Here is a 24,256-nt window from a genome sequence, read left to right on the forward strand (position 1 = left end):
CTCACCTGTTTCCGCACCCGGTCTTCGCCAAGTGTCCCGTCGCCATAAATAACGCGCGCTTATAAACCTTTGCCCGCCGCTTGCAAAGGCGAACCATCTCTTCGAGAGGTCTTTGATGCACCGTGGAATTACTAGCCTATTCCTTATACGCGCTCGCCGTTGCGGATGCGATAGCTTGGCGTGTACATCGTCACCAGCTCTTCGGAGGCCGTCGGGTGAACGGCCATGGTGCGGTCGAAATCTTCCTTGGTGCAGCCGGCTTTCACGGGAATGCCAAGCAACTGCGCCATCTCGCCGGCGTCATGGCCGAGAATATGCGCTCCGATCACCTTGCGGTCGGCGGCATTGACGATCAGCTTCATGATCATCTTCTCACTACGACCCGACAAGGTCGCCTTCATCGGCCGGAACTGGGCGCGATAGACTTCGAGTTCCGGATAACGCTTGGCGGCTTCCTCTTCAGTCAGGCCCACCGTGCCGATCTCCGGCTGCGAGAAAACGGCAGTGGGGATCAGTTCATGATCCGGACGGGTCGGATTGTTCTTGTAGACGGTTTCGATGAAGCACATTGCCTCGTGGATCGCCACCGGCGTCAATTGTACCCGATCGGTGACATCGCCAAGCGCATAGATGTTCGGCACCGATGTCCGCGAATATTCGTCGACGATGATGGCGCCGAGTTCGTTGATCGCTACGCCGGCAGCTTCGAGCCCGATATTCTTCGTGTTCGGCGTGCGGCCGAGCGCCAGCATCACCGTGTCCACCGTCAGCCGCTTGTCGTTCTTCGTCAGAACGCTCAGGCCATCGTCCGTCTTCGTCACGCTCTCGATGATGTCATGGCAGAGGATGCGAATGCCCTTGGCCTCCATTGCCTCATGCAGGCCCTTGCGCAGGTCCTGGTCGAAGCGCGAAAGGATCTCGGCGCCGCGATAGATCAACGTCGTCTCGACACCGAGCCCGTGGAAGATGTTGGCGAATTCCACGGCGATATAGCCGCCGCCGGCGATCAGGATGGACTTCGGCAGCTCCTCCAGGTGGAAAGCCTCGTTGGAAGAGATGCAGAGTTCGTGGCCGGGCAGCGCCGCATGGAGGTTCGGCGTACCGCCGGTGGCGACAACGATCGTTTCGGCGGTGACGGTTCTGCCTGTTTTCAGCAGACGGATCGTATGGGCATCCACCAGCTCGGCGCGAGTATCGAAGATCTCGGCCTTGGCATTGTCGAGCCCCTTGCGATAGAGCCCTTCCAGGCGGGCGATTTCTTTATCCTTCGCTTCGATCAGCTTCTTCCAGTCGAAGGTGCTTTCGCCTACCGTCCAGCCGAATCCCGCCGCATCCTCAAAATGCTCGCTGTACTGCGAAGCATAGACGAAGAGCTTCTTCGGAACGCAGCCGCGGATAACGCAGGTGCCGCCATAACGATATTCCTCCGCGATGCCGACCTTCTTCCCGAGGGACGCGGCGACGCGCGCGCCGCGTACGCCACCGGAACCACCGCCAATGACGAAAAGATCGAAATCGAAGGAAGACATCGAATACTCCTGCAGAAATGGAAGGGCGCGCGACGCGCCGAAAAGGGGTCGGCACTGATATAGGATTTCGAAGGGCAAAAAGAAAAGCCCGGAACGATATCCGGGCTTTGAAATTCGAGGGCCTGGAAAGGATCAGGCTTACTTCTGCTTCTGCGTCGGTGCAGGCTGAGCGTTGTTGGTGGCATCCGTCGGCGGGGAAACGATCGGAGCCTTCACCACCTTCTGCAGAGCATCGCTGCTCTGGTTGGCGAGATCGCGCGAAATGCCCTGACCCCAGATATCGGCGGCCTTGTAGAGCGCGCGCGTTGCGATCGGGCCGTCCTTGAGAAGCTTCTTGCCAGCCGGGGAGTTGTAGAAATCGGCGATCGCCTTCAGCTCGTCGGTGCTGAAAGCCTTTGCGTAGGTCACAGCGGCTTCCCGCTCGAGGTCGGCGCGGCGCGGCGCCAGAGCCAGTGCGGTTGCGTCGACGGACGAATTGATGGCGTCACCGAAGTTCGGGTTCGCCTGGATCATCGTGCTCTTCAACTGCTCGGCGAGATTCGGCAGGATGTTGTCGAACTGGTTCGTGATGCCAAGCGCGTTGATCGCCGCCCGTGCGGCCTTGATCTGCTCTTCCGTGACTTCCTGAGCGCTTGCGGAACCGAGCGCGATGCCTGAAAGAACGATGGTCGCAGCGGCAAAACGGCCAAGACCCGCTATTTTGATCATGAGTTCAGTGCTCCTATGTATTGTTCGCCTGCAACGTGCGCGCGCCGGCGGGACCGGCAATGATCGCAAGTGTCGCCATGTTGATGAAGAGCCCGTGTTCGACAACACCGGGAATCGAATTCAGCTCAATCGACAGCGCCTCTGCATCAGGAATGCGGCCAAAAGATGCGTCGATAATGAAATGCCCGCCGTCGGTAACGAAGTTGCCGCCACCCGACTGGCGCAGGCTGAGCGCGCCGGAAAGGCCGAGGCGGGACGCCACCTTCTCGATCTGGATACGGGTGGAAACGAGGCCGAAGGGATTGACCTCGATCGGCAGCGGAAACGCGCCGAGCGTCTCGACGACCTTGCTCTCGTCGGCAATGACGATCATCCGTGCCGACGAGCCCGCGACGATTTTTTCGCGCAGCAACGCACCGCCGCCGCCTTTGATCAGCCGCAGGGCGCCATCCACCTCGTCTGCACCGTCGATGGTGAGGTCGAGCTCTGGAAGTTCATCGAGCGACTTCAGCGGCACGCCGAGTTCGACACAGAGCCGCGCGGTACGCTCGGAGGTCGGAACGCCTTCAATCACAAGGCCTGCCACAACCTTTTCGGCGAGCAGCCGGACGAACTCTTCCGCCGTGCTGCCCGTGCCGATCCCGAGCCGCATGCCGCTCTCGACATGGGCCAGAGCCGCTCTTGCAGCTTCGATCTTCAATTGGCGGGCGTCCATGCGCCACATGCTCCCGTTTATTACGTTGGAGTGCTGTTTACACGGCTCTCCCTGCAAACGAAAGCCAAAATAACGGCGCTTCATAGAAATCCGCGGCCATATTCGGCGGGGCTTAAAGAGGCTTTGGTTGCAATTGCCAGCCCGATCTTTTAACTCCAAAAGACCCGCTTCTTCTTACCCAAAGGCCAATTCCTCGTGAAATCTCCCCTTGTCGTATTCGATCTCGACGGCACGCTGCTCGATACCCATGCGGATCTCGTCGAAAGCCTCAACCACACGATTGCCGCATTGGAATTGGCGCCGGTCAGCTATGGCGACCTGACCTATCTCGTCGGCAACGGCGCTCAGGTCATGATCGAACGCGCCTGCAAGCTGCGTGGCTATATATTGAAGCCGGAGGAACTGCCGGCGCTATTGCAGCGATTCATCGCCCACTACACCGAAACGATGCCCGGCCTGACGCAACCCTATCCGGGTCTGCTTGCCGCGTTAGAGGTATTGAAAACGCAAGGCTACAAGTTCGCCGTCTGCACAAACAAGATGGAGGCGCTCGCACGCACCCTTTTGGACCGGCTTGGGCTTACCCACTATTTCGAGGCCATCACCGGGGGCGATACCTTCACCGTTCGCAAACCGAATGCGGAGCACCTGATCGGCACCGTCGAGCGCGCCGGCGGCGACCTTCGCCGGACGGTGATGATCGGCGACAGCATCAACGACATTCTGGTTGCCCGCAATGCCGGCGTCCCCTCCATCGCCGTCCCCTTCGGCTACTCCGACGTCAGCGTCGACACGCTCGGTCCGAGCCGAGTCATCGCGCATTATGACGAACTGACTCCGGCGCTCGTACGCGATCTGTTAGCGGCATAGAGCCGGATATCGGCAGCAATCCGTTGGTAAAGTTGTAGCGGCCCTTGCGCGATTCACGCTGCTACGCCACAACTTATCGACGCTTCAATACAAACGTGATGTCGGCCGGAAATTGCGACGCAAATCAGCCAGCAGTCTGCACCAAGGAGGAAGCGCAGAGGGCAATTTGATGGCGGAGCGCGCGCTTGCTGGTAGCAGATCCTGAAGACCGCAATGGCGGTAGATTGCCCTCTCGCAGAGGATGGCTCGCGCCAATCATTCGCACACTTACAATCTTTGCCGCCCTATGCGCGGCACTGGCATTCTATATCTATGGCGACCGCGTCGTCGGCTATCTCGAAGAAGCAACCGCCGCGAAGCCCGACCCAGCACTGCTCGCCGTCTATGAAAAATACGAAATTGAGCCGCTGCCGAACGTCGTTGCCGGCCGCAAATCAATGGCCAACTACCTCGACATGCTGCGCCGGGAGCCCTGCGACTGGAATGCGCTCTATAATTTTTCCGCTGAATTGCAGACGCAAGGGTATCGCCGCGAAGCCGCGAAAGCGCTGGTCGCGTTTTCCCGCAAATGTACGCCTTCCAATATCGCGCTCCAAAATGCGGCAAGCATTCTTCTCGGCCTCAGCGACTTTGGCGAAGCGATGAAGGTCTCGGACGAGTTGGTTGCGATGACGCCGGGCATACCGGACTTCTATTTTCTGCGCGGACAGATCCGGCAAGGCGCAAAGAAATACAGCGATGCCATCGACGACTATTATTCCGTTATCGGCCTTACCGATAACGTCGCCACCTTGAACAGTCTCGTGTTCCAGGGCATTTCCGACAGCTACCGCGCTCTCGGCGACTACTGCGCGGCGATCACGCCACTTCAGACCTGGGTATCGATCAATCCCGATCATAACGACACTGCGGTGGTGCGCGGAATCATCAAGAATTATACCGCGCAAGGAAAATGCGCGACGACCTATGCGACGGGCAGCGACCGCTTTCCAACCCAGGGCAAGAACGTGATCGTCACCAAGGTCAACATCAATGGCATGGACGGCAAATTCATCGTCGATACCGGCGCGAGCTTCATTGCCGTCACCAAGGCATTCGCGGCGCGAGCCAAGCTGCCCCTTGACGAAGCCGGCGACATTTCGCTGCAGACCGCCAATGGCGTCTCACAGGGTACGCGCACGACATCCACAACGGTCAAGGTCGGACACGTGGAGGCCAACGACGTCACCACCATCGTTCTCGGCGACGAGGCGGCCTTGGGAGACGACATAGATGGCTTGCTGGGTCGGTCGTTCCTGTCACGTTTCGATGTAACATTCGGAAGCCGCGAATGGCGGATCGAGACGAAAAACTGATCCGCTATCGGCCAAGAACAGCACCCATCGCCTGCGGCCGCGATTTTCCTTGAGGCAATTCCAGGCGCTTCTCAGACCTTATTTAGCGCCGGAAATGAGCAACATACCGACGACGACGAAAGTCAGCACATGAAAAAGGCGGCCCGAATGGACCGCCTTTTCTTTTTCAAACACGAGCCTGCAATCAGATCTGTGCGGTGCGCGCCTTCGTGGTCGCGTCGAGCGCCTTCTGTGTTGCCGCATCGCGATCGTAGACATCGTTGAAATACTGCACGACGCCGTCCTTGTTCGGCCAGGCGGTGAAATAGGCGATGTAGATCGGGAACTTCTGCGGCACGGGTACCGCCTTGTTCTGGCCGGTGGCGATCTGCTTTGCGATGTCGTCCACCGTCGTGTTCAGCACGGCAGCGGCCATGGCGCGCGGATCGGCGAGGCGGACGCAGCCGTGGCTGAGCGCACGCATATCCTTCTTGAAGAAGCTTTTTTGCGGCGTGTCATGCATGTAGATCGCATGCGAATTCGGGAAGAGGATCTTTAACTCGCCCAGCGCATTGTCGCTGCTCGGCGGCTGGCGCACGGAGACATTCTGTGTCGAACCGTACCAATCGACGCTGGATGACGCGACGGCATGGCCACCGACTTCGACCTGGTAGCCCATACGGTCGAGATAGTTCGGATCGGCGCGCAGCTTCGGCAGCATTTCGTTGATGATAATCGACTGCGGAACGCCCCAGAACGGGTTGAACTCGACCGTCTGGACCTGATCCTCAAAGAAGAAGGTCTGATGTTCCTTGCCGCCGACGACGACGCGCATCGACAGTTGTTCATGGTTGTTGTTGTGGTAGTAGACCATGAAGGCCGGCTGGTTGATGAAGACGTAGCGCGGGCCAAGTTCACTCGGCAGCCAGCGCAACTGCTCCATGGCGATGACCAGCTTCTGGACCTTCGTATCGTTGTTTTCACCGACCATGGCGCGAACGGAAGACTGGCCGATGACGCCGTCTGCCGTCAGGCCTTTTTCCTTCTGGAAGTCTTCGACCAACGAGACGAGCTCGGGCGTATAGTCCGGCGTGCCTTTGTAGGCAGCAAGCGTCACGGCGTTCTTGACCTTCAGCGCATCCGAGCCGCGATGCTGGATAGCCTTGACGATGTTTGCCATCTCCGGCGAGCTGCCGCCCGGCTTCAGGGTGCCGTTCAGCGAGATGGAGATGTGCGTGCTGTCGTTGCCGCTTTCTGCGTGAAGCTTGGCAAGCTCAGCCTTCAGCTCCGTGAACTCCTGGTTCGAAGGGCTGCGGCTGTTGAGATAGGCGGCAACATCCGGGCTTGCACGCAGCAGGCCGAGAACCGGCGTCAGGTTGACGTCCTTGCGCTTGAAATCGTGATAACCGGAGATCTTGTTCGGGTCGAGACGGCCACGGATCGTATCCTGAACGAACATCAGCACCTTGCCGGAAAGTGCAAGCTCGAATTGCATCAACGCGCGGTCCCGCATTGTCGGGTCGACGCTTGCCGGATCGAAGCTCGGCGCCTGCACGGCATAATCGGCCGGGTCGAGGCCAACGGAACCCGCGTCGGCCAGAACCGCCATGGCAGCCTTGGCCTTGTCGTTGATGACATTGTCGGCAACCCAAAGGAGCGGCTTGCTCTGATCGGCGTAGTAGGCCTCGAGCGCCTTGGCGACATCATTCGTCGCCATCACGCGAGCTTCGGTCAGATAGCGACGCTGCGAAGCGCTGGTGTCGACAGCGACCGGCGTCGAAGACGCATCAGCGACCGCCCCCGTCACCACCGGATCGGCAAAACGGTTGGATGCCACGAGGCGCATAGCCTCGGGCTTGTAGGTATAATATTTAGGCGCACTGACGCTGGGCAGCGGCTCTTTTGCCTGTGTTGGCGCGGTGGCGCCAATACCAGTCTGTGCCGGATTGGCAGTGACCGGGGCGGAAACTTGAGTGCTCTGCTGACGCCCCTGCCCGCCGCGAATGAAATCCATGAGGGTCATCGCGTTCGCGGATGTCGCGCCGGCGGCGGAGAGGCAGCAGGAAAGAGCCAGAACGGATGCTGCGGCTTTCATGACAAGTTTCATTCTCTAATCAGTCCCCGTATCAAGCGGTATCTTCGAGACAGACGGTGCTGTTTTCCAATCAACTCGGCCGCGATGTTCCAAACACCGTTTAACCATTAGAATGAAAACGGCCAGACCCCGTCTTTCGTTCAATGCCTCAACTTTGTGTGAAAAAGCGAAAGCAGGCTTCGCGATTTAGTTCACACAAAATTATGAAATTATTAGTTAATTTTTTATTGAATTTTCGCGTGGTTTTTGAGTGGCAATAAGGACGCCACGAAGAATATCTATCGAGCGTGTTAAAAAGAACACGGCTTTCCTTATCGCGTCGAAAACATGACGAAGACTATCATGAAATCCCCCTTCTCTGTTTTCTTGGGCACCATTCGGACCTATATGACAACTATCCTTTTCAACGGAAAAGCAGGACCAGGGATAATGACCTCCACCCGCACTGAAACCGATACTTTTGGCCCGATCGAAGTGGCTAGCGACCGCTATTGGGGCGCGCAGGCGCAGCGCTCGCTCGGCAACTTCAAGATCGGTTGGGAGAAGCAGCCGCTGTCGATCGTACGTGCCCTCGGCATCGTCAAGCAGGCCGCTGCACGGGCCAACATGGAGCTTGGCCAGTTGGATCCCGCTCTCGGCAAAGCGATCGTCGAGGCCGCCCAGGAAGTGATCGACGGCAAGCTCAACGAGCATTTCCCGCTGGTGGTCTGGCAAACCGGCTCCGGCACGCAGTCGAATATGAATGCCAATGAGGTGATCTCGAACCGCGCGATCGAAATGCTGGGCGGCGTCATGGGCTCCAAGAAGCCGGTGCATCCGAACGATCACGTCAATATGAGCCAGTCGTCGAACGACACCTATCCGACCGCGATGCATATCGCCTGCGCCGAGCAGATCGTTCATCATCTGCTGCCAAGCCTCAAACATCTGCATGCGGCATTGGAAAAGAAAGTCGCCGACTTCGCCCACATCATCAAGATCGGCCGCACCCACACGCAGGATGCCACGCCGCTGACGCTTGGCCAGGAGTTTTCCGGCTACGCCGCACAGGTCGCGTCCTCGATCAAGCGGATCGAGCTGACCTTGCCCGGCCTTTGCGAACTCGCCCAAGGCGGCACCGCGGTTGGCACCGGCCTGAATGCGCCGATCGGTTTTGCCGAAAAGGTCGCCGACGAGATCGCCAAAATCACCGCCCTGCCCTTCGTTACCGCTCCAAACAAGTTCGAAGCGCTGGCGGCCCATGATTCGATGGTCTTCAGCCATGGTGCCATCAATGCCGCCGCTGCCGCTCTCTTCAAGATCGCCAACGATATCCGCCTGCTCGGCTCCGGCCCCCGCTCCGGCCTCGGCGAATTGGCGCTGCCGGAAAACGAGCCGGGCTCGTCGATCATGCCGGGCAAAGTCAATCCAACGCAATGCGAAGCCCTGACGCAGGTCTGCGCCCACATTTTCGGCAACAATGCCGCGCTGACCTTTGCCGACAGCCAGGGTCATTTCGAGCTCAACGTCTACAATCCGATGATGGCCTACAATTTCCTGCAGTCGGTGCAGTTGCTCGGCGATGCCGCCGTCTCCTTCACCGACAATTGCGTCGTCGGCATCGAGGCGCGCGAGGAGAATATCAGGGCTGGCCTCGAACGTTCGCTCATGCTGGTGACCGCACTTGCCCCGAAGATCGGCTACGACAATGCCGCCAAGATCGCCAAGACGGCGCATAAGAACGGCACGACGTTGAAGGAAGAGGCTTTGGCGAGCGGGCTGGTTTCGGCGGAAGATTACGATGCGATCGTCCGGCCGGAGACGATGATTGGGCCGAAGTAGACTCTGCGAAGTGGGGAGGCGCTTCCGGCATCTGCCGAAAGCGCGCCCTGTTACGGTGATTACAATCAGGCAGCGACCTTCGTCTCGCCTTTGGCGATAGCCCTTCGAAAGCCGTCGCGCTGCGTAATCCTACCCAGATATTCCAAGAATGCGTCACGCTTCGGGAGGGTTTCGAGCCCAAGGCCCCAGCCGATATGCGATCCGACGTAGACGTCGGCCGCGGTGAAACGATTTCCTGCGATGTAGGGATTCGCGCTCACCGCGCGTTCCAATTGGTCCACGGTGCGCTCGTAGCTGCCGTGCCCGAAAAAGAACTCCTGCTCCGGCGCGGGAACGAAGCCGGCCCGATGATTGGTCACAGCTTGTTCAAGCGGTCCGGCCGCGAAGAACATCCACCGGTAATAATCCGCCCGCTCGTCCGCGGTTGGCGCCAATCCGGCGCTGGCGAAGACCTCGGCGAGGTACACGCAGATAGCGGCGCTCTCCGTTATCACCCGGCCGTCATGAACGATCGCCGGCACCTTGCCCATCGGGTTCACCTCCGTGAAGAAGCGGCCGCGCTGGCTGGAAGCGTCGCCAGGGCGCGCAAGCGCTGCGCCACCCCATCGGTCGGCGGCACTGGAGCGTTCGTAATCGAGCAGAACGGTGTCGTACTCGCACCCCACCTCTTCGAGCATCCATTGAACGATGCGGCCGCGGGAATTGGGGTTGGTGTAGAATGTAAGTGACATGGTCGATCTCCTGAGAAACGGATCCGCATGTTTGCCGCTGCCGGTCACTCGGCCAGTTAGCAAGGTGCGTAGAGTGGAGATAAAGGCCGGGCCGCTTGGCCGCATCAGCACAGAGTGCCAATTTACTTGCGAAATACGCCAAAGTGCTCGAGTGTCCGATTTCGGAGGGATCTGCCCCTAAACCAAACAGAAGGTATGCCCGTCCAGGCGGCGACAGTGACCAAGTCCCATGGATGATTGGGCTCAGGACACTACCAGCCAAAGGCTGCCCTTGTTGAATAGGAAAACGATGAAGGTTGTTCGCGCGGATCGTTGCAGGCTACCCCAAGCATTCTGGCGTGCCGTCGAGCTTCTAGGCTTGCAGCCGACAACTGTACTGAGACAAGCGCGCCTTCCCGCCACGCTTCACCACGATCCCACGGCGATTATCAGCACAGCACAACTTTTCAGGATTTGGCGTGCAATCGAAGCGCTGTCCGGCGACGCGGGGTTCGGCATCAAGATGGTCCGCGAAACCAGCACCGCAACCCACAAACTGGCATTCCTCGCCGCTTCCTACGCAGAGAGCTATCGCGACGGTATTGCGCGGCTTGTACGGTTCAAGCTGCTTTGCAGTCCCGATGAGCTTCTCTGCGACGAAAAGAATGGCCGGGCTGTTCTCACTATAGAGTGGCCGCCGGACACGGAGCCGGAACCGGCTCTCGCCGTCGACGCCAGCTTTGCGATGCTGATCGAACTCGGACGGCGGGGCACAGGGCAGGCTCTTAGCCCGGTCGGGATCGAATTCGAGCGGGCTGGCCCATCCACCGATTTACACGATGCCTTCTTCGGCTGTCCGATCCGTTTCGAGGCGTCCAAAAATCGACTTATCCTTGCGTCAGCCGACCTCGACCGCCGGTTCATCGACCACAATCCTGAGCTATTGCATATGCTGACGCCAGCGCTTTCGGAGGCAATGCGTGATTTGGAGTCGGGAAGCAGCTTCGTCGATCAGGTCAAGTCGGTGCTGAAGCGCGCTATGGCGAGCGGCCGCCCCGAAGTGGACGATGTCGCGCGCGATATGGGCATGAGCAAGCGGACGCTACAGCGCCGAATTACAGCGGAGGGCATGACGTTTCGATCTCTCCTCGACGAAGCACGCCACGAACTTGGCATTCAACTGCTGGCCGACCCCACGATCAGGGTCGAGGAGGTAGCTTGGTTTCTAGGATATCGAGATACGAATTCCTTTTATCGGGCGTTCAAAGCATGGACCGGTATGACGCCGATGCGATGGCGGCAGACCAACGAGCTTGCGGCCTGGCCAGCCTCATTGGGCACCTCGCCCGGCCTCTTGCGGTAAAATGCGCTCCCTGCTGACCGTTATCTCAAGAGCTCGGTTTGGGCGCCAATTGTCTATGGGGATATTGAGTTGCCGTATCCAACCAATTGCATTTGGACCTTGCCGGATTTAGACCGTTCGCAACGTCTCTTCCGCCACATCAAGGCATTGAAAGGTCCACGCATGGCTGACGATCTCTTTCCCCTCGGCGACGACGCCACTCCCTATCGCAAGATTTCCGGAGACTATGTTTCCGTCGACACGTTCAAGGGCCAGGACATCCTGACCGTCGATCCCGAGGGTATCCGGCTGCTCGCCGAAACCGCCTTTGCCGATATCAACCACCTGCTGCGTCCCGGCCACCTGCAGCAGCTCGCCTCCATCCTCGAAGATCCGGAAGCGACCGACAACGACCGTTTCGTTGCCTATGACCTGCTGAAGAACGCCAATATCGCCGCCGGCGGCGTGCTGCCCATGTGCCAGGACACCGGCACGGCGATCATCATGGGCAAGAAAGGCCGCCGCGTCTGGACCGAAGGCGGCGACAGCGCGGCTCTGGCAAAAGGCGTGCTCGACGCCTACGAGAAGAAGAATCTGCGCTATTCGCAGCTCGCGCCCATCAAGATGTTCGAGGAAAAGAACACCAAGAACAATCTGCCGGCGCAGATCGACATCTATGAGGAAGGCACCGACGCCTACGAATTCCTCTTCGTCGCCAAGGGCGGCGGCTCGGCCAACAAGACCTTCCTCTATCAGGGCACGCCGTCGCTGCTCACCCATGACCGCATGCTGGATTTCCTCAAGGAGAAGATCCTGACGCTCGGCACGGCCGCCTGCCCTCCCTACCATCTGGCGATCGTCATCGGCGGCACTTCGGCCGAGATGAACCTGAAGACGGTCAAGCTGGCCTCGACGCGCTATCTCGACTGTCTTCCCACGGAGGGCTCCGAAAGCGGACATGCCTTCCGGGATATCGAAATGGAAAAGGAAATTCACAAGCTGACGCAGAGCCTCGGCGTCGGCGCGCAGTTCGGCGGCAAATATTTCTGCCACGACGTCCGCGTCATCCGCCTGCCCCGCCACGGCGCTTCGTTGCCGATCGGCCTCGGCGTCTCCTGTTCCGCCGATCGTCAGGCCAAGGGCAAGATCACCCGCGACGGCATCTTCATCGAGCAGCTCGAAACTGATCCGTCGAAATACATGCCTGAAATCGACGAGGCCAAGCTTTCCGAATCGATGGTCCGCATCGATCTCAACCGGCCGATGCCCGAGATCCTGGCGGAATTGTCGCGGCATCCCGTCAAGACCCGGCTGTCGCTGACCGGCACTATCATCGTCGCCCGCGACCTGGCGCACGCAAAAATCCGCGAGCGCCTGGAAAAAGGCCTGGGCATGCCGGATTACCTCAAGAATCATCCGGTTTATTATGCCGGCCCGGCCAAGACGCCTGCCGGCTACGCCTCCGGTTCCTTCGGCCCGACGACGGCCGGACGTATGGACAGCTATGTCGACCAGTTCCAGTCCTTCGGCGGCTCCATGGTGATGCTCGCCAAGGGGAACCGCTCGCGCGCCGTGCGAGAGGCCTGCAAGTCGCATGGTGGTTTCTATCTCGGCTCGATCGGCGGTCCGGCCGCCCGCCTCGCTCAGGACTGCATCAAGAAAGTCGATGTGCTGGAATATCCCGAACTTGGCATGGAAGCAGTCTGGAAGATCGAAGTCGAAGATTTCCCGGCTTTCATCGTCATCGACAACAAGGGGAACGATTTCTTCCAGGAACTCAACCTCGGCTGAACTTTGTCAATAGTCAGACAAAAAGGAAGGCACCGTCTCGGTGCCTTCCTGGTAAGTATTTCCACTTTATAATAAAACTAAACCCAAGTCCGAACTTATAAGATTTTACATTCATTGCCTTAATCTTTTTCAAAGATTCTTAGGCTAACTAAAAATAGTGCTTTCATGAAATCAATTAATGGAGTTCGCCGATGAGTACGGTGGTTGCGCCCAAGGCGCAAGTTCCCGACGTGGCAGGACAGATTACCTATGCCATGCGATCCATGGGGGTCGCGCCGATCCCGCGCAACTACGAACTTTTCTACGAAGCCTATATTGGTTCCAATCCTGCCTTGACCCGCGAGCTTGCCGCACTCGGCAGCAACGCCACGCAAGAAGAACTGGATGCACTCGGCGCCCAGCATTTCTCCCACCATGCCGGCCGCGTTTTCGATGACGCCCACGCCCGCCTGATCTCGGAACTCGATGCCGTGTTGCGCACGCTGCGACAGGAACAGACGTCGCTTGAAAGCTACAATCGATTGCTCGGCGAGACCTGCCAACGCATCACGTCCAAGAACAACAATAGCGTCGATCTGCTGCGCAGCGCCATCGACATCCTGGCGGAAGCGACCGGCGACACGATGGCGCACGGCGAAAAGACCGTCGAGAATGTTGCGCAGCGCAGCCAGGAAATGGACCAGGTGCGCAAGGAACTGGACGAATACAAGCGCATTGCCAATACCGACTCTCTGACGCGCCTCTCCAATCGCCGCGCCTTCGATGATCGCCTGGCCACCATCTTTGACAATCAGATGGCCCGGCCCGTAACGGCGCTGGTGCTGGCCGATATCGATTACTTCAAGAAAGTCAACGACACATACGGCCATCCGGTCGGCGACAAGATCCTCGCAACCGTCGCCTCCCTCATCCGCGCCAATGTCCGTCGCGACGCCTTCGTCGCCCGCACCGGCGGCGAGGAATTCGCGCTGATCCTGGAAGGCAATACGTCGGAAGAGGTTATGGCGGTCTGCGAGCGTATCCGCCGTGCACTGGAGACGACGCCGTTCAAGAACTCCCGCACAGGAGTGAATTACGGGCCGATCACCCTCTCGCTCGGCATCTGCATGGCCTCGGAAGCCGGAGATCCCGGCGAACTCTATAGCAAAGCCGATATTGCGCTCTATTGCGCCAAGAATGGCGGCCGCAACTCCAGCTATATTTATCAGGAAGGCATGCAGAAAGACTTCTCGAAGAGCTGGCTCATCTACAAAAGTTAGAATCGGACCAGAGTTAAAGTCTTATCCGCCGGTGCTGCTTCCCCAAGCGCGCCGGCGGATTTTTTGTTACCACATGCTCTTGGCGGCTCGCGCCGGCCATTCGCGGTCATAGGTCTCCTGATCGAAATCGCCCTTCGCCGCCTTCAGCAGCATGCCGGGCGTCGGCAGGCTTGCCGGATCGACGAATGTCTCCGTCTTCCAGAGTTCGGCACGCATCACGGCCCGCGCGCATTGAAAATAGACCTCGTCGATGGTGATCACCACGACACTGCGCGGATGCTTGCCCTCCATCTCGAAACTCGCAAGCAAACTTTCCTCGATGGAGACCACCGCGCGACCGTTAAGGCGCATCGTGGTGTTTGAACCGGGAATTAGAAACATCAGTGCAATGCGGGGATCCCTGACGATATTGGCCAGCGAGTCGACGCGATTGTTGCCGCGCCAGTCGGGAAGCAGCAGCGTCTTGTCGTCCTGCACGCGCACGACGCCGCCCAAGTCACCGCGCGGTGAGCAATCCAGCCCCTCCGGGCCGACCGTCGCCAGCGCCATGAAGGGCGATACCTCGATCATCCTGCGATAGAGCGGCGTCAGCGCAGTCGTCACCTTGGCGATCGATGCCTCGCTCGTGCCGCCATAAAGCTCATTCAGTTCTTCAACGGAAGTGATGATCCGCATGTTGCCTCACGTCTTTTTGATCCAGATACTAGCGGGTTAGACGCAAGGCGTGACGTTGCTATGACACACGCCGCACCGACGTCCGAAGAAAGGATATAACCGTTTCGCCGTCGCTTTCGAATGCATTTTCTTCAGCAGATGCCGGCGCTTCCGCCAGGAATTCGCCGATCGCCTCCAGCACGGGAGCGGCGCTGACGATACGGCGATGGCCGAAGCCGTTGGCCCAGAGGAGGCGAACATGATCGCCGGCGCGGGCGTAGGCGCGGGCATGATCGGCGCTGACTTCCTTGTCGTCCTCGGCGTGGATGACCAATACCGGCCTGCCGAGGTCGCGAACGCTGTGTTCGGCAACATACTCATCGAGCGCCCTGCCAGTGACATGACCGACCTCCGCTTCAAGTGCTGCCTGCACTTTAGGATCGAGCCGCATCATCCTGCCGAAATCCGTGAACAGCCAGCCCATTGCGCTCGGTGCGCCGATCAGCACCAGGCGATCCGTCAGAGTCGGCTCTGTGCCCGGCAGAAAGCCGGCCGCGGCCATTGCAATGGAAGCACCGCCGAACGAATGGCCGATGGTCGCGTCGAAAGCGCCGAAGCGCTCCGCCGCAGCCACGATGGCCGAAACCGCAAGGCGCACATTGAGGAAGCGCCCCGGCGAGCGGCCATGGCCCGGCAGGTCGAGCGAGATCACTTCGGCACCCGCATTTGCGAGGAAGACGGCGAGCTCCGACATGTATTCGCTACTCGAGCCCCAGCCATGGACGACAAGAAAGCGTTTCCGCTGGCCCTTGGCCCCGCCGTTCAAGCGATAGGCCATCGCCCGTCCGCCGCGAAAAGACAGCATGATCTGCTCGGCAGAATTCAGACGCGCCCTGCCCTGTGAATGCGCAGCCTCCGCCTTGGCGCCCTGCGGCCGGCGCGACGGTGTCAGACAGAAAAGCTTGAAGGCGGCTTTGCCGGCAAGCTGCGGCGAAATCCTGCCAAGGCTGGACAATCCTAGCCGGGTGACCTTAAGCGCAAAGGATGGCATAGTGGGAATCCAATAATGTTCAATCATGAACAATAAAGTACAACGATGAACAAAAATCAATCCCTACCTTGGGACCATCCGCGTTTTCGTAGCTGGATTGCCGTCGCCCGCGCCTGCCAGCTCATGCAGCAATCGCTCGGCCGGGCACTTGCGCATCTCGACATCAAGCCGCCGCATCTAGACATTCTCGTCAATCTCTTCCGCTTCGAAGGCATCTCGCAGCAGGAATTGGCCCACAAGCTGCTAGTCGGTCGCTCCAACATGAGCATGCTCCTGCCGCAGATGGAAAAACGCGGCCTGATCGAGCGTCGCGGCGATAAACACGACAAGCGCGTGTGGCGGCTTTATCTGACCACGGAAGGCCGACGCTTGACGGAAGAAGCCATGGCCATCCAGACCGACCTCATCGACCGCATGCTCTCGGACGCACCACTCGACGAATGCGAAATCATGACGGCCCACATGGAACGCATTGTCAGCCTGTTGCTGCAGGAAGAACGCGAGCCTCTGGAAACAATAGGCGATTAGTGATTGCCCGGCGGGCGCGCCAAGGGCACCGCGCGGTTCAGCGAAGCGAACTCCCATATCGCCACGACGATAAGGACCGCCGTGGCAAGGATGCCGAGCTGGTAGACATCGACCTGGGAAACCGCGAGAACCAGTAGCGCCAGCCCGGCGAGGCCGACGAAATGCGATAGCGGCGGCCGCCCGGTCGTCGCCCCCTTGAACCAGAGATTGCCGACAAGGAACACGGCCGGGCCACCAAGGATCGCCGCCGCCATATGTATGTCGGCCGGGTCATGGGGATGGGAGAACAAGAATTCGTCGCCGACGACGCTCAGAATGATGCCCGCCAGGATCGGGATATGCGCATAGGTGAAAGCCTGTCGCGCTAGGCTGCCGGGCGTCTCGTCCTGCTCGATGCGATGGGCGGCACGTTCATGGCCGAACTGGAAATAGATCCACCACATGGCGACGGTGCCGACGAAGACCGTGACGAATACCGCAACGATCAGCGGCGAAAGCGGCTGTTCTGCAAATGTCTTGCCCGCCTGCAGGATTGCCTCGCCGAGGCAGATGATGATGAAGAGCGCGCAGCGCTCGGCAAGATGCGCACCGGAAACATCCCAATCCGCCGCGGTCGACTTGCCAAGGCCGGGCACGGCGAAACCGAAGGCGGGTGCTGCATATTCGATCGCCAGCGCAGCGAGCCACAGCGACACCCGCGTCTCGCCCTCCATCAGGGCGCCGGCAATCCAGAAGATCCCCGACACGATCAGCCAGCAGGTGATGCGGACGAAATTGCGATGATTGGCCGGGCTGACGTCTTTTAGGGTATAGACGGTAAATAGCGAACGGCCCACTTGCATGAACACATAGGCGCCGGCGAAGAAAATGGCTTTCCCGGCAAAGGCATCCGGAATGGACGCTGAGAGAACCAGCCCGGCAAACATCAGCACGAAGAGCATGATGCGCACCGGCATGCGATCGGGATCGAGCCAGTTCGTCACCCAGGCGGTGAATATCCATACCCACCAGACGGCAAAAATCAGCATGCCGGCTTCGAGAGCGCCGAGGGGAGTGAAATGGCTGGCCAGCGCATGCGAAAGCTGCGAGATCGAGAAGACGAAGACGAGATCGAAAAACAGCTCGACGAAAGAGACCTTGCTTTCGTTCTTGCTACCTTTGGCGCGCAGCCAGCTTCCCGTATCCCCACCTGCCATGCCTGTCCCCTTGCTGCTGACAGTGCTAGTGCGGCTTGCCCGCCACGTCGCGGCTCAAGCCCTTTTCCTTCAGTTCGGCCTCATAGGCGGCGAAAAGCTCGGAACCTTTCTCGCCGAGCTCGCGAAGATAGGCCCACGTAAAAATGCCGGTATCATGCATGTCGTCAAAACCGATGCGGACGGCATAGTTGCCGGTCGGCGTCATCGACATGATCCCGACATTGCGTTTGCCCGGCACGGTGATCTTCTGCCCTGGCCCATGTCCCTGCACTTCGGCCGATGGCGACAGCACGCGCAACATTTCCGCCGACAGATCGAAGCTTGCGCCGTCATTGAAGCTCACCACCAGATGATGGCGGTCCTTCGACACTCTCAGTTCGGTTGGCCAGACGTCGCTCATCGATTTTCCCATGCGTTTCAATGCGTACCCGGAGAAGTAGGCCGCCAGTCGTTAACGCGCAAGTGCATTTGAAAATGCATTTCCCTTGACGCAACAATCGCCTATGCACACATTAACATGACAACGGAGGTTTTCGTGAACAGCATTGTCGGTACGATAGGCAACGGATCGCCGCTGGTGGCGGATGCGTCACCGATGATCGACCCTTTCGGGCGGGCGGTCACCTATCTGCGCGTCTCCGTGACCGACCGCTGCGATTTCCGCTGCACCTATTGCATGGCGGAAAACATGACCTTCCTGCCGAAAAAAGATCTGCTGACGCTGGAAGAGCTGAACCGGCTCTGTTCCGCCTTCATTGCTAAAGGCGTCCGTAAGATTCGCCTGACCGGCGGCGAGCCGCTGGTGCGCAAGAACATCATGTTTCTGGTGCGCGAGCTCGGCAAACGCGTTCAAGACGGTGGCCTGGAGGAGCTCACGCTGACGACAAACGGGTCGCAGCTCTCGCGCTATGCAGAGGAGCTCTATGATTGCGGCGTGCGCCGCATCAACGTTTCGCTCGACACGCTCGATCCCAATAAATTCCACGCCATCACCCGCTGGGGCGATTTCGCGAAGGTGATGGAGGGTATCGACGCCGCGCAGAAGGCGGGCCTGAAGATCAAGCTCAATGCCGTGGCGCTCAAGGATTTCAACGAGGCGGAGATACCCGAGCTGCTGCGCTTCGCCCATGGCCGCGGCATGGACCTGACCGTCATCGAGACGATGCCGATGGGTGAGGTCGAGGAAGATCGCACTGACCGGTACCTGCCGCTCTCCAAATTGCGCGCCGATCTCGAACAACAATTCACGCTGACCGACATTCCATATAAGACCGGCGGTCCGGCCCGTTATGTCGAAGTCGCCGAAACCGATGGCCGCCTCGGCTTCATCACGCCGCTGACCCATAATTTCTGCGAGAGCTGCAACCGCGTGCGCCTCACCTGCACCGGCACGCTTTATATGTGCCTCGGCCAGAACGATGCCGCCGACCTGCGCACGGCGCTGCGCGCCACCGAAGATGACGCGCTCGTCTACGCCGCCATCGACGAAGCGATCACCCGTAAGCCGAAGGGTCACGATTTTATCATCGACCGCACGCACAACAGACCGGCTGTCGCCCGCCATATGAGCGTCACCGGCGGCTGATCTTCCCATACCAAGACAAGAAAACGCCGGGCGATAAGTCCGGCGTTTCTATTGGTTGCTGTTGTTTTCTGAAGTAACGCCTCAGGCGGCGCGATACCCATAGCCTTCATGTGCCCCGTCGCCATCGCCCGTGCGGAAGCGGTCGATCTTGTCGGAGAGCATATCGACGCGTTGGCGCAGGCCATGAATCTCGGCGTTGTTTTCTTCCACCATCGCCGCATTTCTTTGGGTGATCAGCTCGACTTCGCCGACCGCTCGCGTCACTTCTTCGATCCCGGTCGACTGCTCGGCCGTTGCCGCGGAAATGTCGGCGACGAGCTTCTGCACGCCGGTCACATGGCCGATGATTTCGGCGAGCGCAGCACCGGTCTGCTCGACCAGATGGACGCCATTTTGCACCTGCGAGGAGCTTGCCGAAATCAGGCCCTTGATCTCCTTTGCCGCGTTGGCGCAGCGCTGCGCCAGTTCGCGCACTTCCTGCGCGACGACAGCAAAACCTCGACCGGCCTCGCCGGCGCGGGCGGCTTCGACGCCGGCATTCAGCGCCAGCAGGTTGGTTTGGAAGGCGATTTCGTCGATGACGCCGATGATCGTGACGATCTTTTCCGACGAGCGGTTGATCTCACTCATGGCGCCGACGGCCTTGGCGACGACTTCGCCGGATTGCGTTGCGTAAGCCTGGGTCTCGTTGACCGAGACCGCCGTCTGCTTAGCGCGGTCGGCGGTGGAACGCACGACGTCGCTCAGACGGTGGAGTGCCCGCGAACTTTCCTCGAGGGCAGCCGCCTGCTGCTCGGTGCGGCGTGCGAGATCGTCGGCGGATGCGGCGAGATTGCCGGTACCGCCCTTGATCTCCTCGGCCGTGTAGCGGACATCCGTCAACGTCTCGCGCAGGGCTTCGACAGCGTGATTGTAGGTGAATGCCATTTCGACGAAATCGGCGGAGAGGTCTTCGCGCATGCTCTCTTCCAGATTGCCATCCGCAAGCTTGGAGAGAACGTCTGCCAGCGCATTCAGCGCCTGCTTCTGCTCGGCTTCGATGCGGGCGCGGTCGGCGGCGCGGCGTGCGGCATCCTCCGCCGACAAAGCGCGTGCGCTCTCGGCCTCCCGCTCCAGGCGGACATTTTCCACGGCAGCGTCGCGGAAGACGGTGACGGAACGCACCATATCGCCGATCTCGTCGCCGCGATTGCGGCCGTCGATCGCCACTTCCAGATCGCCGCTGGCAAGCCGCGTCATGATTTCGGTAACCCGCTTCAGAGGTCCACGCAGCGTTTCGACCAGCATTAGACCGCCGACGATGGCAAGCAACGTACCGAGGATCATGGCAATGACGGAGACATTGGCGGAGCGCTCGCTGTCTTCCTTGCCGATCTCCTGCGCTTGCGCAACGAAGCTGCGCAGCGACGTCATCGCATCCGCCAGCAAGCTGTTGGAATCGACGCGCGTCTTTTTCCAGTCGGACGCAGTCTGCAACAGATCGGCCGAACCCTTGGTCACGCTGTCGATCAAAGGCTGAGTACGAGCAGAAAAATCGCGCATCGTAGAATTGGTCTGGCCTAACGCAGAGATCTTTACGCCGGCGTCTTGCAGATCCTTCAGATCGGCAACGACGGCGTCCCGCGAGGCAGCGTCGCGCACATTCTCCATCCGTGCGGTATGCAGCGTCAGGCGATCGATGATGCCCAGCGCCTGGTCGACGTGATCCAACAATTCTTTCTGGCCGTCGATGATCTTGTCGAGGCTGACGAAGCGATCGGCGGCAGTATCGCTGTTCTTGGCCGATTGCAGGGTCATATCCCCTTCGATCTTCACGAAGCTCTGCAGAATCGGTCCCATGGCCTGGACCTTCAGATCGGCGGTGTCGCCGCCCTTCAGGACTGCGTCAAGCTTATTGGCAGCATCGGCCGCGCCGTTGACCAGCGCGACGCCACGCTTGGAAACAAGAGCTTTCGACGTGGCGACCTGCTTGAGGATCGCATCCGTATAGGTACGCGCATCGGAGATTTCCTCATTGGAATCCGCGGCCATCTGCACCTGGATGCGCAGGTTGCTCATCTTGTCCGACAGGCCCTTGAAGGCAGCGGCATCGTAAAGCAGTTCCTTGGCGAAGGTTTCCTTGTCGCCGAACTCCTTGCGGATGATGTCGATCTGCTTTCCAGCCGCCTTGCCGCTGGCTTCGAGCCCCGACACTGCCTTCTGGATCGCGTCGACATCGCTGTCCTGCTTTTGCTTGATGTTCCAAAGGGCGGCCGTCTGCGTGCGCATCTTGTCGGCCAGATCGCTGACGGCGGAGATCTTGGCGCGTTGATCATTGCTGAGCAGGCCGCTCAGACGCTGGACGCCGGCCGCCTGCGCATCGATCTTGTCCGCAAGCGTCTTGCGCGTTTCATCGGATGGCGACGTGGTGAACTCCTGCAAAGCAGCCTGCAAGTTCTCGAAGTCGCTGATATTTTCGATCGTCGCCCGCGTCACGGTCATATGGCCGTTGAGAATATTGGCCGTGTGATAGCCAACCAGGCCGATGCCGGCGATGAGCACCACCAGCGGTACGACGAAGATAAGAACCTTGGTCACGATCCGGCGGCTTTGCAGAAGACGATCAATGAAGAACATGCCACGCCCCAATGAAATTCGTTGGTATCCGGCGAAGGCGGGACCGTCATTCCCTGCTGCGCTGCGGTAGAGCTTCTGCCTCATGCAAAACTGAGCCGAGCGTCCGGAAATTAGATTGAATAAGGATTAATCACGAACGTAAAAGATCGCACATCTCCCAAAAATCGACAGTGCTGTCCCGATTTTGCGATTTCGGCGTGATTGCACTCGCCATCAGCTCACGTTTTCATTGCGACGCACAATCGAATTTGATCACGACTACACCGGCAATGATTCCAATTTGCGGAAAACCGCAGTAGAGCGAGCTGATATATCCAGGGAATCGCTTTATGCCGCGGACGAAGAATACGCAGGGCGCGCTCTACATGGCCGCAGCTATGGCCGGCTTTTCCTGCAGCGACGCACTTTCCAAATCAGTCATCGCGGTCATGAACGCAGGAGAGATCATGTTTCTCCGCGGGCTTTTTACCAGCATCTTCGTCTTTCTGCTCGCCTGGAATATGGGAGCCCTGCGCTCATGGAAAGTCATTCTGCAGCCGATGATCGCGCTGCGCGTCGTCTGCGAAGGAATTGCGGCAGCAACCTATATCACCGCGCTCGGCATGATGCCGATTGCCAATGCCTCCGCCATCCTGCAGGCATTGCCGCTCGCCGTTACCCTCGGCGCAGCCCTGTTCCTGAAGGAACCGGTCGGCTGGCGGCGTTGGACGGCGATCGTCGTCGGCTTTGTCGGCGTGCTCATCATCATCCGCCCCGGCCCCGATGGCTTCACGACGGCTGCCCTGCTCGTGGTCGCCAGTATGTTCGCCACAGCCGCCCGCGATCTGGCGACGCGTTGTGTCAGCAAGGATGTGCCGTCGCTGATGGTGACGGTCTGTACCGCTGTCTCGATTTCCATCTTCGGCGCCCTGTCGATCGCTCCGCTCGGCGGCTGGCAGCCGATCACTTTCACCCCGTTCTCGCACATCCTGCTCGCATCGATCCTGGTGCTCGTTGGCTATCAATCGGTGATCCAGGCGATGCGCACGGGCGAGATCTCCTTCGTCGCACCGTTCCGCTATCTAAGCCTCATCTGGTCGGCATTGCTTGGCTTGCTGTTCTTCAGTGAGATGCCGGATGCCTGGACCATGATCGGCTCCGCCATTGTCATCGCCTCCGGTCTCTATACATTCTACCGGGAGAGCAAACGGCAAGCGGTCGAGCGCGTCGCCCAGGAATCCGAGCCGCGTGTGCCCGCCTGAGGTCGCCCAACATGCCCGGCTTCATCCCCGATCCCGCCGATATCCCGCCCTATCTGCTCGCCGGCGGTCGCTCCAGCCGCATGGGTGCGAACAAGGCGCTTGCACTTCTCGGTGGCGAAACTCTTCTGACGCGTATAGCCGCTCGCATCGGACAGCAGCAGCGAAAGCCGGTTGCGTTGAATGCCGATGCCGATTGGTCGGATACGGAAGGGCTGCCGTTGGTTCCCGACACCATCCCCGGCAAGCTCGGCCCGCTGGCGGGCGTGCACACCGCCATGCGCCATGCGGTGATGAGGCACCCGGACGCGTCGCATATCGCTACGGCGCCGATCGACAGCCCGTTTTTTCCAATCGATCTGGTCGCCCGGCTGGCCGAAACGATCGAAGACCGAGACGAAATCGCGATAGCCACATCATTGGGTCGCGATCATCCGGTGTTCGGCGTGTGGCCCGTCTCGATTGCCAACGATCTCGCGACCTGGCTTGTCAAGGATGACAAGCGACGCGTCAGGGACTATCTCGCGCGTCATAGTGTCCGAACGGTCGAATTTGCCATGATCCAAACGCCGATCGGTTCCCTCGATCCCTTCTTCAACGTCAACACACCAGAAGACCTGATCGCCGCAGAAACATGGCTCGCGGCATTGGAGCAGACATCATGACAACCAAGCGACCCAAAATCTTCGGCATCGCCGGCTGGAAGAACTCCGGCAAGACCGGCCTTGCGGTGCGGCTTGTCACCGAATTCACCCGCCGCGGCTACAAGATTTCGACCATCAAACATGCCCACCATGACTTCGACATCGACAAGGTGGGCGCCGACAGCTTTCGCCATCGCGAAGCTGGAGCGCATGAAGTCACCATCGTTTCCGGCACGCGCTATGCCATCATGCACGAACTACGCGGCGAGCCGGAGCCGAGCTTCGAGGAAATCCTGGCGCGGCTTGCCCCTTGCGACCTCGTCTTGATCGAAGGCTACAAGCGCGAGCCGATCCCCAAGATCGAAGCTCGTCGCCTCGAGGCGGCCAACCGCGTGCCCTTGGCGCCGCAAGACCCGCATATCGTCGCCATAGCCACCGACCATCCGGTGGAGGATGCCGGCGCACTGACCGTCTTCGATCTCGACGATACCCTGGCGATCGCCGATTTCATCGCTGCGACGGTTGGCCTCGGCGAACTGGCAAAAGAATAAGGCCGCCGGTTTCCCGACG

At 59.6% G+C, this 24,256-nt stretch carries 21 protein-coding genes; 11 read left to right on the forward strand and 10 right to left on the reverse strand.

The window, feature by feature from the left end:
- Positions 1-143: 143 nt before the first annotated feature.
- The 3 genes from gor to rpiA form a co-directional block, all read right to left on the reverse strand.
- Complete coding sequence (gene gor / locus N2601_RS07910) at positions 144-1,529, reverse strand: glutathione-disulfide reductase (RefSeq protein WP_104823287.1); 1,386 nt, start codon at positions 1,527-1,529, stop codon at positions 144-146.
- A gap of 138 nt (positions 1,530-1,667) precedes the next feature.
- On the reverse strand, positions 1,668-2,237 hold the full coding sequence (locus tag N2601_RS07915; protein WP_104823288.1) for a DUF2059 domain-containing protein: 570 nt from the start codon (positions 2,235-2,237) through the stop codon (positions 1,668-1,670).
- A 13-nt stretch (positions 2,238-2,250) separates the two neighbouring features.
- Positions 2,251-2,952: a ribose-5-phosphate isomerase RpiA gene (rpiA, locus tag N2601_RS07920; protein WP_104823289.1), complete on the reverse strand. Its 702-nt coding sequence runs from the start codon at positions 2,950-2,952 to the stop codon at positions 2,251-2,253.
- Between the two features lie 195 nt (positions 2,953-3,147).
- On the opposite strand from rpiA, the gene N2601_RS07925 reads away from it, so the two are divergent.
- Together N2601_RS07925 and N2601_RS07930 are read left to right on the forward strand one after the other, a co-directional pair.
- Positions 3,148-3,822, forward strand: coding sequence for an HAD family hydrolase (locus tag N2601_RS07925; protein WP_104823290.1), 675 nt, complete (start codon positions 3,148-3,150; stop codon positions 3,820-3,822).
- 185 nt (positions 3,823-4,007) lie between these two features.
- Positions 4,008-5,177: a TIGR02281 family clan AA aspartic protease gene (locus tag N2601_RS07930; protein ID WP_104823291.1), complete on the forward strand. Its 1,170-nt coding sequence runs from the start codon at positions 4,008-4,010 to the stop codon at positions 5,175-5,177.
- A 184-nt stretch (positions 5,178-5,361) separates the two neighbouring features.
- On the opposite strand, the gene N2601_RS07935 is transcribed toward N2601_RS07930, so the two are convergent.
- On the reverse strand, positions 5,362-7,263 hold the full coding sequence (locus tag N2601_RS07935) for a L,D-transpeptidase family protein (RefSeq protein ID WP_104823292.1): 1,902 nt from the start codon (positions 7,261-7,263) through the stop codon (positions 5,362-5,364).
- A 417-nt stretch (positions 7,264-7,680) separates the two neighbouring features.
- On the opposite strand from N2601_RS07935, the gene fumC reads away from it, so the two are divergent.
- On the forward strand, positions 7,681-9,072 hold the full coding sequence (fumC, locus tag N2601_RS07940) for a class II fumarate hydratase (protein ID WP_104823293.1): 1,392 nt from the start codon (positions 7,681-7,683) through the stop codon (positions 9,070-9,072).
- Between the two features lie 65 nt (positions 9,073-9,137).
- Here fumC and N2601_RS07945 read toward each other — a convergent pair whose 3' ends face one another.
- On the reverse strand, positions 9,138-9,803 hold the full coding sequence (locus tag N2601_RS07945; protein WP_104823294.1) for a glutathione S-transferase family protein: 666 nt from the start codon (positions 9,801-9,803) through the stop codon (positions 9,138-9,140).
- Between the two features lie 289 nt (positions 9,804-10,092).
- Here N2601_RS07945 and N2601_RS07950 point away from each other — a divergent pair, with 289 nt between their 5' ends.
- The 3 genes from N2601_RS07950 (at position 10,093) to N2601_RS07960 (ending at position 14,174) form a co-directional block, all read left to right on the forward strand.
- The gene (locus tag N2601_RS07950) at positions 10,093-11,145 is read left to right on the forward strand and encodes an AraC family transcriptional regulator (RefSeq protein WP_104823295.1); all 1,053 of its coding nucleotides are present in this window, start codon (positions 10,093-10,095) and stop codon (positions 11,143-11,145) included.
- Positions 11,146-11,307: 162 nt separating this feature from the next.
- Positions 11,308-12,915 carry a fumarate hydratase gene (locus N2601_RS07955; RefSeq protein WP_104823296.1) on the forward strand — a complete coding sequence of 536 codons (1,608 nt, stop codon included), beginning with the start codon at positions 11,308-11,310 and terminating at the stop codon, positions 12,913-12,915.
- Positions 12,916-13,106: 191 nt separating this feature from the next.
- Positions 13,107-14,174, forward strand: a complete 1,068-nt coding sequence (locus N2601_RS07960) for a GGDEF domain-containing protein (protein WP_104823297.1) — start codon at positions 13,107-13,109, stop codon at positions 14,172-14,174.
- 66 nt (positions 14,175-14,240) lie between these two features.
- Here N2601_RS07960 and N2601_RS07965 read toward each other — a convergent pair whose 3' ends face one another.
- Both N2601_RS07965 and N2601_RS07970 read right to left on the reverse strand, forming a co-directional pair.
- Positions 14,241-14,849: a pyridoxamine 5'-phosphate oxidase family protein gene (locus N2601_RS07965; RefSeq protein WP_104823298.1), complete on the reverse strand. Its 609-nt coding sequence runs from the start codon at positions 14,847-14,849 to the stop codon at positions 14,241-14,243.
- A gap of 58 nt (positions 14,850-14,907) precedes the next feature.
- The gene (locus N2601_RS07970) at positions 14,908-15,879 is read right to left on the reverse strand and encodes an alpha/beta hydrolase (protein WP_104823299.1); all 972 of its coding nucleotides are present in this window, start codon (positions 15,877-15,879) and stop codon (positions 14,908-14,910) included.
- 45 nt (positions 15,880-15,924) lie between these two features.
- Between N2601_RS07970 and N2601_RS07975 the strand changes: the two genes are divergently transcribed.
- Complete coding sequence (locus N2601_RS07975) at positions 15,925-16,407, forward strand: MarR family winged helix-turn-helix transcriptional regulator (RefSeq protein ID WP_104823300.1); 483 nt, start codon at positions 15,925-15,927, stop codon at positions 16,405-16,407.
- Here N2601_RS07975 and N2601_RS07980 read toward each other — a convergent pair.
- Positions 16,404-17,603 (reverse strand): low temperature requirement protein A, encoded by a 1,200-nt coding sequence (locus N2601_RS07980; protein WP_104823301.1) that lies wholly within the window; start codon positions 17,601-17,603, stop codon positions 16,404-16,406. The genes N2601_RS07975 and N2601_RS07980 overlap by 4 nt on opposite strands.
- Positions 17,604-17,628: 25 nt before the next feature.
- Positions 17,629-18,003 (reverse strand): gamma-butyrobetaine hydroxylase-like domain-containing protein, encoded by a 375-nt coding sequence (locus N2601_RS07985; RefSeq protein ID WP_104823302.1) that lies wholly within the window; start codon positions 18,001-18,003, stop codon positions 17,629-17,631.
- Between the two features lie 135 nt (positions 18,004-18,138).
- On the opposite strand from N2601_RS07985, the gene moaA reads away from it, so the two are divergent.
- The gene (moaA, locus tag N2601_RS07990) at positions 18,139-19,188 is read left to right on the forward strand and encodes a GTP 3',8-cyclase MoaA (protein ID WP_104825117.1); all 1,050 of its coding nucleotides are present in this window, start codon (positions 18,139-18,141) and stop codon (positions 19,186-19,188) included.
- Positions 19,189-19,269: 81 nt separating this feature from the next.
- Here moaA and N2601_RS07995 read toward each other — a convergent pair whose 3' ends face one another.
- Positions 19,270-21,804, reverse strand: a complete 2,535-nt coding sequence (locus tag N2601_RS07995; RefSeq protein ID WP_104823303.1) for a methyl-accepting chemotaxis protein — start codon at positions 21,802-21,804, stop codon at positions 19,270-19,272.
- A 329-nt stretch (positions 21,805-22,133) separates the two neighbouring features.
- Here N2601_RS07995 and N2601_RS08000 point away from each other — a divergent pair, with 329 nt between their 5' ends.
- From N2601_RS08000 to mobB, 3 genes are read left to right on the forward strand one after another with little or no spacing between them, the layout of a single operon-like run.
- Positions 22,134-23,045: a DMT family transporter gene (locus N2601_RS08000; protein ID WP_104823304.1), complete on the forward strand. Its 912-nt coding sequence runs from the start codon at positions 22,134-22,136 to the stop codon at positions 23,043-23,045.
- 11 nt (positions 23,046-23,056) lie between these two features.
- On the forward strand, positions 23,057-23,707 hold the full coding sequence (gene mobA, locus N2601_RS08005; RefSeq protein ID WP_104823305.1) for a molybdenum cofactor guanylyltransferase MobA: 651 nt from the start codon (positions 23,057-23,059) through the stop codon (positions 23,705-23,707).
- Positions 23,704-24,237 (forward strand): molybdopterin-guanine dinucleotide biosynthesis protein B, encoded by a 534-nt coding sequence (mobB, locus tag N2601_RS08010; RefSeq protein WP_104823306.1) that lies wholly within the window; start codon positions 23,704-23,706, stop codon positions 24,235-24,237. Before mobA ends, mobB begins: the two co-directional genes overlap by 4 nt.
- Positions 24,238-24,256: the final 19 nt, after the last annotated feature.

It is taken from the genome of Rhizobium sp. CB3060 (assembly GCF_025200735.1).
GTDB lineage: Bacteria > Pseudomonadota > Alphaproteobacteria > Rhizobiales > Rhizobiaceae > Rhizobium.